The following is a 10,913-nucleotide window of genomic DNA, read 5'->3' on the forward strand; positions in this document are numbered from 1 at the left end:
CCTCTCAATAGGGGCGACCACAGCATGGGCAAATCCCACCGCTGCCTCCTCCACCACAATTGCCCACATAGAAGGTCAGAGTATCGCTATAAGGACCGTTATCTATCTTATATCTCATTCTATGTGTTCCTGATGTATCGGCGAAGAACCAGGCTCGATATTGCCTAAATGCTGCCACAGTTCCATAATAGTAGGTGCGGACCTGATTGTTCGGATAAAGTTCCTCCATGATTAATTGTCCGGAATCTGAAGGTATAAAGGACAACCTAGCATAACGATTGCACGGGATATTGACTGAACGCCAATTCTGGTTGCCATCTCGAGAGACAATCCAGAAAATGTTCCTACTACTACCACCCGCGGCCATTGAATATGCTATATCGCGTTTGGCATATTGAGCAGAGTCTTCTTCAATTAATGTAGATGAGCTTTCTGAGATACTGCTCGGGAAGACGGCTTCATCACTTGATGTCATCTCTGCAGGAATTGGAGACCCCCAGGAATTGCTTCCGCCGTAATCATTGCTGCTCGATCCGATATTACCATCTCCACCACCTGAACCGCTATCCCAGCTTCCTGTGTCCGCGCCACTCCAATCGCCATCCCAACTACCGGCTCCTTCATCCACCCAGCCGCTGCTGTCGTCCCAAGGCTGTGCCGCATAGATTGCTGCCGTCGATATCATCAAAGCTAATAACAAAGAGATTTTTGCAATGCCGATCATGCCTTTGCCTCCAATATAACTATTAATGAGAATGATAGTATTTGAATATGTTGTCAATTTAATCTAACAGAGGTTGGCCAAAAATTTTTTAAAAAAATGATATCGAAGGCTCTATGCCCTCTTGTCCAGTGCCTTGACGACCTCGCCGAAGATAGCCTTGATGTCGCCCACGCCAAGCACCGTGGCCACAATGCCACGCTTGTTGTAGTAGTCAATCAGGGGCTGGGTCTGGGCGTGATAGGCAGACAGCCTCTGCTTGACCGTCTCCTCGTTGTCATCCGCCCTCTGGTAGAGGTCCGCTCCGCAGGCATCGCACTTTCCTTCAACCTTTGGCGGATTGAACTGAACGTGATAGGTGGTGCCGCACTTGCACATCCTTCTTCCTGTGACCCTCTTGACCAGTTCCTCATCGGGAACATCGATATTCAAGACCACATCGATCTTCTGGCCCAGAGTGGGCAGAATTTTGTCCAGAGCCTCCGCCTGGGGCATGGTTCTGGGGAATCCGTCCAGCATCCATCCGCCCTTAACGTCATCCTTAGCCAGGCGATCTTTGATGATATCGATCAACAGGGCATCCGGAACCAGCTTTCCTGCATCCATGAACTTCTTGGCCTCAACCCCCAGGGGGGTGCCGCTGCGGACGTTCTCCCTCAGAATGTCACCGGTAGAGACGTGGGTGACCTTGTACTTGTCGGCAATCATCTTAGCCTGTGTGCCCTTGCCGGATCCCGGCGGGCCGAGCAGTATAATATTCATTTATCCAATCCTCCTATTCCCATAACCTAGCAGCTATTTGCTGCTTTTGAGCGCTGAAAGAGTACAATCCCCAGACTAAAAAACCTTTTCCATTGACCCCAAATGAGGAGGAACTCTAAAAAAATGCTGCCGCCCCGGTCATCACCAGGCCGGAGAACACCGGTATGGAGAAGTTATCATCAAGGCTATTGCCGTTTATGATCACTGCCACGCCGTCGGCAATCGTTGCCGCAGCCGCTCCTGCCAGATAGACCGGAAAGGAGAGTTGGGTGATGCCCGAGACCAGATATCCGATCAGAAGACAGCTGGAGAACATGACGGCCATGATCGGAAGGGACTTGCAGCCCCACATCTTCCTTCTGCCTCGCACATCGGCGTTGGCCAGAATCGATCCTGCGAGGCCGCTGATGGTGTCGCCCAAAGAGAGAAACAGCACGGCGTTCAATGCTATCATCTTAGGAAGAAAAACGACGCACAGGAGGCAGCCAGTGATGTAATAGACGAAGCTGGCCACCTTGTGCTCCTCCTGGGCTCGCACCTCTGGAAGGCGGATTTTTCCCTTCAGCCTCTGCCACTCTAGAATCAGAGAGATAGCCAGAGCAAGGGCCACAAAGGCGATGGTAAAGCTCCTGCCCAAGAGCAGAAGAGAGAGAGGGACAGAGAGGCCAGAGAGGTGAATGGCCTTTCTTCTCGCCTCCCCTATTAGCTTTTTCTGCCAGTCGGCGACGATATCAGGCAGGGATAGGACTCCCACCGAACGCTCCTTTCCCGAGATATCCATTTTCCACTCGCCTTTTTCCAATCAATCACTCTTTGCTGAACGGACCGGATCGCCAGCATCCTGGAACAGAAGATCCCCATTGAGAAGGGCCTGCAACTTGTCGACAACCTGCCAGCGAGCAACCCTGACCTGGCTCATGCTATCCCTATCCCTGATGGTGACAGTACCCTCTTCAATGGTCTCATAGTCAATAGTGACCTCATAGGGGGTCCCGATCTCATCATTGCGCCGGTAGCGCCTTCCGATGGACCCCGAGGTGTCATAGTCAGTTCGCATGCCCCGGGAACGCAATTCCTCCAGGATCTTCTTTGCTGGTCCGACCAGCTCGCTTCTATCCATTAAGGGCAGAACCGCCACCTCAATTGGCGCAACCTGAGGCTTGAACCGGAGAACCGCTCTCTTCTCTCCATCGATCTCATCCTCATAGTAGGAGTGATCCAGGATGGAATAGAGTATCCGATCGATGCCAAAGGAGGGCTCTATCACATGAGGCACCACCTCCTCTCCCCGCACCTCCTCCTCCACGCTCTCAAAGGAGACCAGACTTCGGTCGATATCTATCGTCCCCCCATCAACATATACCTGAATCTTCTCACCGGCCAATTGCTCTGGTGCCAGAGCGCGAAGGGCTTCTCCAACCGCTTTGGCCTTCGACTTGAACATCGGCCCCAAAGCCTTGAAATCAGGCTTGACCACGGTCTTCTTCCTCTTCTTCGGCTGGTCATAGTTCACAAAGACAGAGAGGTTCACCTTGCTGACTGTTGTATGGGCTTTGAGGTCATAGTCGGTCCTGTCTGCCACCCCCACCAGCTCTATCCAGCCCAGACGGTCCAAAAGAACCTCCGCATCCCAGCAGTCAGCAGCATAATGGGCCATCTCATCGGACTTGTGCTGTCGGAAGCGGAGCTTTTGCGGGTCTATGCCCACCGCCAGAAGATACTGATAGGTCCTGGCCACATAATAGGCCAGGGTCTGGTGAGCGACAACTCCCCTCTCCACCGCTTCGCCAAAGCTCATCTCCTCCTCCTCCCCCTTCTCCTGCGCCTCCTGGGAGTAGAACTTCATCCGGATTGCCTTGACCTCATCGAATCTGGGATGGGTCTTGTCTCTGGGATCGATGAAGATCTCCGCCTCGGCCTGGGTGAACTCCCTCAATCTGATCACACCCTGACGGGGGGAGATCTCATTTCGATAGGACTTGCCAATCTGCACTGCCGCGAATGGAAGAGCCCCCCGGAAGTAGCGCAGGAGCCGGGGGAAGTTGATGAACATCCCCTGGGCAGTCTCCGGCCGCATGTAGCCGGTCATCTTGTTTCCCGGGCCGATCATGGTCTTGAACATGAGATTGAACTCATAGACACTGGAGAGCTCGCCGCCGCACTCCGGACAGGTGATCTCATTCTCCTGCATGCAGCGATAGATCTCCTCATTCGTCAGGGCATCGGGAACCTCTATGATATGCTTTATCAGGTGATCCGCCCGGTATACCTCCTTGCATTCTTTGCATCCGGTGAGGGGATCGGAAAAGCCGCTCAGATGGCCTGAAGCCTGGAAGATGCCCTCCACCCCGATGGTTGGGGCCTCGATCTCTGCAAACCCTTCGGCAATTACGAAGTACTGCCGCCAGATGTCTTCAATGCGCCTCTTGAGGGGTGCTCCCAGAGGGCCGTAATCATAAAATCCCGCGGCTCCGCCATAGAGCTCGAAAGCGGGCCAGAGAAAGCCACGCCTGCGGGCAAGCTCATTTACCAACTCATTCCTGTCCATTTCCCAATCCTCGGTATGGTTTCAGAATACCGGGGGTGATTTAATCTTTGTTATTAAAAAAGAGGGCGTTTTGCATATCTCTGGATAGGCCGATATCATCCCTTTGCTTTGTCTGGATTTTTGCCACTCTATCTAGCAGGAGGCAGAGAACGCCAGGAGCATAACGAAGGCAGCCATAACAGTACATAGGAGGATTACATCCCCATACTTGCCGTGCATAATCCTGCTGAGGCCCAAAAGTATGCCCTTTTGACCCCCATCTCCAAGCTCAATCCCCTGACCCCAAATCTCACTCATCTGCTGCATGTAATCCACATGGTACGGAATGATTTAAGTAATTGTTTTTCACATTGGCTTTCTATTAGAGCATTGTCCCTTCATTTTAGATCATATGAGTTTCATATTGCCCTTGTCTAGGCATAATATGTAAAATTACTCGCTGATTATCATCGATTCCGCGATATGCGGCAGATCACTGAACGGGCCGAAGAAAAATAATCAGGGCAGGACGACATAGTCCCGCCCATTGTGGACCTCTTTCATCCACCTCAGTCTATCTTCACCTCTTTTCCTTTTCTCTTCTCCTTTTTATCCAGCTCCAGAGTGAGTATGCCGTTCTTGTAAGAGGCCTTGGCGCTATCCGGATCTATGGTGGAGTCCAGATATATCATTTTGTAGAACTTCTTCTCGTCATCGGTCTTGATCTCCACGCTGTCATCCGCTACATCCAGCTTTACCTTCTCCTTTTCAACTCCTGGGAGCTCGACGAATACCTTGAACTTGTCCTTCTCGCTCATGACGTCGACCAATGGCTCTCTGCCCTCGCTGGGCTCAATTCCCCGATGAGAGGGCTTGATGTTGCCAAACTCCTGGAATATGGGCTCCTTTCCCGGCTCTGCAGTGTAGCTGAAGCCATAGACGAAGGGGCCATAGCGGCGAGATACGCCAGAGGGAGTCTTCTCCTCGCGAACAAGTTCATTGAACTCCGAGGGCATGGATTCCTCGAACCTCTGGATCATGCTCTCAAAGGGCTCTTTGAACCAATCATCCTCGAACCTCTCCTTTCTCTCGAAGGGGAAGCCCTTTGTGAAACTCTCAAATATATCGAATATAGATGGATATTTCTTGTCCCACATATCTATTTCACCTCACAATTACTTTTGCATACTAACCATAGGATAGTGATAGGATATAAATTTTTGCTTTCTCATCCCGTCTCAGCTAATACATGGTTTAGGCCACATCCCCTTTGAGCACGCGAGCATCCGGGGAAGAACAACAATGTTCAATAGGAAGGAGAGATTAATAACAATAGCTATTAAGCAGCAAATGGCCGGAACAGGTGGATGAAGAAGATACAGCCAGAGTATTTTATTTAAAAAGGATGTGAGTTCTTATGGTTTATGGCTTGGTTCAGTTTGAGGCGGAGATCCAGAGCTTGAATCAGATCCGGTCCAGAGTGATCTACGCAGAATCGGATGGCCCCTGGATTGAGGGGAGGGTGGAGGACCTTATGGTCCACTTCACCTATGCCAGCTGGACGGCATATAACCTTGGCTATGCATTATCTATGTTCCTCTCCAGCAAAGAAGAAGACCTGGGCAGGAGCATATCGGAGATGATGACCAGAATGATCTCCTCCATGGGGGCAATCCAGCTGGCAGAGATCAGGCTCACCCCAGAGGCCATCAATGAACTGAAGAAAGATCGCATTGAGCCATAATTCAAGACGAGAGAATAGCCCGGCCAGGATTCGAACCTAGGTAAGGAGGTCCAGAGCCTCCTGTGATTGACCGCTACACTACCGGGCTTCGCCACTAACCTTGCAACAGGTAGTTATTAATCTATCGATCCGCTGCCCCTAAAGCCAGATGAGCGTCTGCTGACGGCGCGGACGTTCTCAATGGCTATTTGATCCTGGCGTCCACCACAGAGTGAACCACTCCTGGAGAGTACTTCTTGACCCGGATACAGCCTAAAATCTCAGATCGTCTCCCCAAAGCTCTTGCTGCCTCCTCAATGTCGCATACCGCTCTTTTTGGGTGCATCCAGGAGGGCACAGTCTGATGATAATGCAGCACTCCGCCGGAGCGCAGAGCCCCGATCCCCTTCAGAAGATATCGATCCGTTACCTGAACCATGCCCATCACCACCCTGTCAGCCACCCCCTCTGGGGTCACTTTCGCGCAATCACCCAGAACGGGCTCCACGATCCTCTCTACCCCATTCTTTTTGATATTCAGACAGAGGTAGTGGTAAGCATTGGGGTTCAGCTCAATGGCCAGGACCTTCCTGGGCCGGGAATGGACGGCCATGGGAAGAGAGAAATAGCCGATACCAGCGAACATGTCCACCACGTACTCTCCCCGGCCGAGATTGCCCATGCGCATGCGCTCATTCAGATTGCCTGCTGAGAACATCACCTTCCTGGCATCAAGATGAAAAGTGACCCCATTCTCTCGATGCACAGTCTCCGTTCTTGTGCCTGCGATGAGCTCCCGCACCGGCTCTCTGAAAGGGCCCTCTATGCCATAGTCGCGCAACACTGTATGACAGCGAGGATAAAAGTTCAAAAGGGCCTGTGCTATGCGGTCCTGGTGAGAGTCAAGGCGAGGATGGATCTTGACCACTATCACATCCCCCTGGATATGCCATCCACGAGGAAGAAGCTCCATCTCCTCTGGCAACAGCTGGTCACTCATAGCTTCTGCCAGATCTGGAGCCCTTCGATAGTAAATGGGGCTATCCTGGGATATGACAAGCAAACCGGGGATGTTGCACCTGACCGGTATCTCCACATAACCGCCCTTCTCTACCACCTTGCGGCCGCGATCAAGGAAGCCTTGAGCTATGACCATTTTCAGAGTAGCTGGCACATCCTCTCTCTTCGACCTCACCGCCAGAAGGGGCGGACTAGGATTTTTCGGCGTAGCTCTGCTCAAACTTCACGCCATCCCCAGTCAGATTCAAGCTCAAGATCAGGGTATCATTCTTGCGAGTGACAAGGTAATCCTGGCTATGGACCTGCAGGCTGGTATCATAATCCTCAGTGCCCGAAAAGTTAAGGGTCAGAGGGATCTGGGACCAGTTGTTAAGCAGATAGATCTTCACGCTGGCGTCTGTGCTGGTGTTCATCCTCACCAGGGTGTCAGTACCATGAGCTATGGTGACGATTCCTCCCCTGGCGCTTATGCTCTCATCGATGTTTGAGGGCAGCTTCATCTCAATTAGATTGGGCATCCCTTGAGGATTGCTTATGTCAAAGCCCAGGTAGCTTTCGTTACTGGAATTGATAAGATAGGCAGAATAATCAACAAAAATCAGAGGCTTGCTTGATGAATTGGAGGGAAAGCCGCCGGATAAGATATAGCCTCCCAACGCCATCAGCATGATCAAACCAGCCAGAGCTGCTACTATCATCTCTTTGCTCATTCTTCCTTTCGCAGGGAGCGATGGTGGCTCTTTTCCCGAGGATGGGGCAAAGGTGGCGGTGGCAGAGGGCTTTGGAGGAGCGGCTTCTTCCGCCTTCGCGACGGGAGGTTCGGGCAAGTCAGCTTCCTCATCCTCAGTTGCGGTTGTATTCGCGGCCTTTTCGAATAGACGGGAATAGGATTCCGGCCTGGGCTCAGGTGCGGCTTTGTCTTCGGGTTCCGCTGAAAATTCTATATCCTCCTCAGTCTCGAAGGAGGCAGCTTCCCCTTCCTCGGTGGGGGGCACCGTCGGCTCGGCAAGAGAGGGGGTCTTCCTGCGGGTGGGGAGGACCACCGCCCCTTCATCGAAGTTCAGAATCAGATCGGTATACGTTCCCGTGGAATCCACGAACTTGAGGGCGCGCGGAACCAGGTAAGAGACGCCGGATATCTTGACCTCCTCGAAGAACTCGGTGTTCTTCATCAGGCGATCCTTGAATGCATAGACGGCACCGCTCTCCATCTTTGCATCGATCTCGCTTAAGCTGGGGAAGCGGTCCTCCTGCGCAGCCAACTCTTTGGTGGCGACGACATAAGCCTCGAAGAAAACCCGGCTCATTCGATTGAGCCTGTTGGTGTAGCGCCTATCGAAGAGGAAGGAGAAGCTATCTCCTTTGAGCTGCAAGCTCTCTTCGCGCGAATGCCGCCAGGCAGAGAAAGAGACGTCCATTAGATATGCATATCTTCAATCCAAATAAGTATTTTATGTATGGCCAGATTGAATTTCTCCGCTCCAGAGATAGAAATCGTGATCAATACCGTGAATAGATCTCATATAAATCTCGTATGACAGCTATCTTTAAATCTCGCCGGAAAAAATATGGAGTCGATGAAACACTTGGGATTGGTGTGGGTTCTTTTGCTCCTGGGGATTGGAGCGATAATGGGACCGGCTACGGCACAGCTGACGGCCGGCCAGAGCGTCCCTCCATCGTTGAACTTGGGCGATAGTGCAATGGTTACAGTTACGCTGACCTATTACGGCAATAATGCCACTCAGGCGGTAATCACTCCCGGACTTCCTCCGGGGATTGAGACCAGCTATCCACAAGGCCAGACAGCGCAGCTATATCCTGGCATAACAGCGCCCATCAGCTATCCCATAAGAGCAATTCAGTGTGGCACTTATGTTATAGCTTCTCATGTATCGTATTCCGAAGATGGGACCTGGAGGAATTTGTGGCTGGAGTCGCCCCTCACAGTAATCGGACAGCCAACGCCGCAACCCGGCCAGATGGATCCCGCTGGCATGGGGCCTCTGCCTGGAGACACTCCGCAGGGGATGAATGGATCTGAATCGTATCCTCCCGGCTCTGTGCCGGCAAATCAGAGCGTTTGGGAGCCTAACAGCCCTCTGCCCATAAGTCCGGATGACAATGGCGATGCCCACCCGGGGGATGCCCCTGATTTGCAGGACCAGACACCGGATCAGATGCCTGAGACAGATAAGAATCGAAACCATTGAAATGGGGCCCCAGGATTTGAAGTACCGACCCTGAAGACGACCCGGATTGCATGGCGGAGCATGTGCTCTAAAAGCCTTGATCCCAAGGCCGAATCCCAGCACAATTGATTTTCAGGTTTTTTATCATTCCGCCTTTTTCTTATCCAGTCCCAGATCGCTGCGATCATATAGCGCCTGCAGGGAGAAGCCGCGCTCTTCGATAACCTCCCGTCCGCCCTCCTCGCGGTCGAGTATTGTCAGTGCCTGAACCGGCTCATAGCCGGCAGCGGCAATCCGGTCAATGGCTCTTAATAGTGAGGCTCCGGAGGTTACCACATCCTCCACCACCGCTACCTTTGACCCCTTCTCCAGCGCTGGCCCTTCCACATAGCTCATGGTGCCGTGCTTCTTGGGCTCCTTTCGCACGATCAGCGCTGCCAGCCCTCTGCCTTGCAGATGGCTCAGGACGGATATGGATGAGACAATGGGGTCTGCTCCCAAGGTTAGCCCGCCGATGGCCGATACCTGCGGATGGATCTGCTCCAGCATCAGCTTGGCGGTAAGATAGGCCCCTTCCGGGCTCAATGTGACCTTTTTGCAGTCCATGTAGTAGTCGCTCTTCCTGCCCGAGGAGAGAGTGACCGGCCTTATCTCCAGCGATCTCTCAATTAGCAGCTCGAGGAGTCGATCTCTATCATTCACTTTCAAATCCCTCTTATTCTGAATGCATAGCTGAGGAAGAGGTGATAATCCTTGCTGTCCTGAATTGATAGATGCCGGTCAAATCGATCCATGCGGGTCAGATTGGCCAATCCCCAGCCGCCTTTATCTCCGCCAAGAGGCCTAGATCGGTCCCATCCAGCAGATAGAGGCGTGCGTGCTCCATATTGGCCATCGCCAGGAGGGGACCACGCATATCCTCTGCCGGCTCATTGAGGGCCAGTCCTCCACAAAGAGGATTGAAGGCAGGCATGATGATGATCTCCCCAGAAGAGGCAAAACCGTAATGCTCCTCTACCACCTCCGTTTGTATGGGCGCTCTGGCCCAGACTGGATGGGTCTGGAAGTTGCCCAGGGGATCCTTGAGCCTCACTGCAGGGTGAAGATGAGCCGCTACCATAAACCCAGAACGTACGACCTTTTCCTCCGGCCAGGTATGACCATGAAAGTAGCCCCTGCCTTCCCGCACAATTCCAGTGGAGGGATGGACTCTAACCCCCAGGGGGGCCATGTCCGCCAGGTTGCTGTCATGGTTTCCCGAGACTATATCCACTCTCACCTGGGCAGATAGCTGACGGAGGAAATCAGGGACCTCTCGCTTCTCCTGCCAGCTCGTCTTGGGCACATTGTGCTTCAGGTCCCCCAAAATCAGCAGCCTATCAGGCATAATCATGTCCAGGTACCCTTTCAGGAGAGCGAGGATCTTTCTGGTCTGGCTGGGAATGGATACTCCTCCCAGCCACAGCTCATGCTCCAGGCCCAGGTGGAGGTCGGAAGCAATGAGAAGCCGCTCCTTTCCCTCTGCCAGGAGGAGAGGTGCGCCAAAGACTGGAGCAATGGAATAAGCAGGAGAGTCAGAATCCGGAGCGCTCAATCCAGCAGCCTCTCTAGCTCGGAATAGAGCTCATCGATATTCGAGGATATGCTCAGGCAGGAGAATTCTATCATCAAGTTGACCCGGGATCGTTCAGACTCCCCCGCTTTTCTGATATCCGTCCTTATTCCCAGAACTTTTTTTCCCTGAAGGAAGAATCGGCCGATCTCCCAGGCAGTGCCGTCATCCACTAAAGGCCCGTCTAGGATGGCCACCATCATATCGCAGCGGTCCAGAGCTCTCAGGTTCTTCCCGAAGATCTCCTCCGGCTCCAACTGATTTATTGATAGCTCATAGGGCCATATGACCTGAACGCCGGCATTTGCCAGCCTCTCGCGCAGAAAGGAAGAGAGCTCTCTTCCCCAGGCGATCTC

13 protein-coding genes and 1 tRNA gene are annotated in these 10,913 nt (G+C 52.7%); 2 read left to right on the top strand and 12 right to left on the bottom strand.

The features are described from left to right. Nucleotides 1-4 precede the first annotated feature (4 nt). The 6 genes from BP822_RS03015 to hsp20 form a co-directional block, all read right to left on the bottom strand. Nucleotides 5-724, bottom strand: coding sequence for a hypothetical protein (locus BP822_RS03015; protein WP_013719576.1), 720 nt, complete (start codon nt 722-724; stop codon nt 5-7). Nucleotides 725-835: 111 nt separating this feature from the next. Continuing rightward, entirely contained in the window at nt 836-1,483 is a 648-nt protein-coding gene (locus BP822_RS03020) for an adenylate kinase (protein ID WP_013719575.1), read from the bottom strand. A 115-nt stretch (nt 1,484-1,598) separates the two neighbouring features. Further along, nucleotides 1,599-2,264 carry a diacylglycerol/polyprenol kinase family protein gene (locus BP822_RS03025; protein WP_273278230.1) on the bottom strand — a complete coding sequence of 222 codons (666 nt, stop codon included), beginning with the start codon at nt 2,262-2,264 and terminating at the stop codon, nt 1,599-1,601. Nucleotides 2,265-2,285: 21 nt separating this feature from the next. Then, entirely contained in the window at nt 2,286-4,031 is a 1,746-nt protein-coding gene (glyS, locus tag BP822_RS03030; protein WP_273278228.1) for a glycine--tRNA ligase, read from the bottom strand. A 132-nt stretch (nt 4,032-4,163) separates the two neighbouring features. Continuing rightward, nucleotides 4,164-4,328: a hypothetical protein gene (locus BP822_RS03035; RefSeq protein ID WP_157863741.1), complete on the bottom strand. Its 165-nt coding sequence runs from the start codon at nt 4,326-4,328 to the stop codon at nt 4,164-4,166. Nucleotides 4,329-4,579: 251 nt separating this feature from the next. After that, nucleotides 4,580-5,167: an archaeal heat shock protein Hsp20 gene (gene hsp20 / locus BP822_RS03040; RefSeq protein WP_048132188.1), complete on the bottom strand. Its 588-nt coding sequence runs from the start codon at nt 5,165-5,167 to the stop codon at nt 4,580-4,582. A gap of 260 nt (nt 5,168-5,427) precedes the next feature. On the opposite strand from hsp20, the gene BP822_RS03045 reads away from it, so the two are divergent. Beyond that, the gene (locus tag BP822_RS03045) at nt 5,428-5,754 is read left to right on the top strand and encodes a hypothetical protein (protein WP_013719571.1); all 327 of its coding nucleotides are present in this window, start codon (nt 5,428-5,430) and stop codon (nt 5,752-5,754) included. Nucleotides 5,755-5,769: 15 nt separating this feature from the next. Here the strand turns inward: BP822_RS03045 and BP822_RS03050 are convergent. The 3 genes from BP822_RS03050 to BP822_RS03060 all read right to left on the bottom strand — a co-directional run bounded on the left by BP822_RS03050 (nt 5,770) and on the right by BP822_RS03060 (nt 8,171). Beyond that, nucleotides 5,770-5,842: transfer RNA gene (locus tag BP822_RS03050), tRNA-Gln, on the bottom strand. A 96-nt stretch (nt 5,843-5,938) separates the two neighbouring features. Beyond that, nucleotides 5,939-6,928, bottom strand: coding sequence for a class I SAM-dependent methyltransferase (locus BP822_RS03055; RefSeq protein ID WP_286877714.1), 990 nt, complete (start codon nt 6,926-6,928; stop codon nt 5,939-5,941). 16 nt (nt 6,929-6,944) lie between these two features. Further along, a complete protein-coding gene (locus BP822_RS03060) occupies nt 6,945-8,171 on the bottom strand; it encodes a hypothetical protein (RefSeq protein ID WP_286857605.1) in 1,227 nt (408 codons plus the stop codon). A 159-nt stretch (nt 8,172-8,330) separates the two neighbouring features. On the opposite strand from BP822_RS03060, the gene BP822_RS03065 reads away from it, so the two are divergent. Then, nucleotides 8,331-8,966: a hypothetical protein gene (locus tag BP822_RS03065; protein ID WP_286877715.1), complete on the top strand. Its 636-nt coding sequence runs from the start codon at nt 8,331-8,333 to the stop codon at nt 8,964-8,966. Nucleotides 8,967-9,089: 123 nt separating this feature from the next. Here the strand turns inward: BP822_RS03065 and pyrE are convergent, their stop codons facing one another. The 3 genes from pyrE to BP822_RS03080 all read right to left on the bottom strand — a co-directional run. Then, nucleotides 9,090-9,647, bottom strand: coding sequence for an orotate phosphoribosyltransferase (gene pyrE / locus BP822_RS03070; RefSeq protein ID WP_286877716.1), 558 nt, complete (start codon nt 9,645-9,647; stop codon nt 9,090-9,092). A 97-nt stretch (nt 9,648-9,744) separates the two neighbouring features. Further along, a complete protein-coding gene (locus BP822_RS03075) occupies nt 9,745-10,539 on the bottom strand; it encodes a metallophosphoesterase (RefSeq protein WP_286857602.1) in 795 nt (264 codons plus the stop codon). Beyond that, nucleotides 10,536-10,913: nucleoside 2-deoxyribosyltransferase (locus BP822_RS03080; RefSeq protein ID WP_286877717.1), on the bottom strand; the 378-nt coding region annotated here is incomplete at its 5' end. The genes BP822_RS03080 and BP822_RS03075, both read right to left, overlap by 4 nt.

It is taken from the genome of Methanosaeta sp. UBA458 (genome assembly GCF_002496085.1).
GTDB classification, from domain to species: Archaea; Halobacteriota; Methanosarcinia; order Methanotrichales; family Methanotrichaceae; genus Methanothrix; species Methanothrix soehngenii.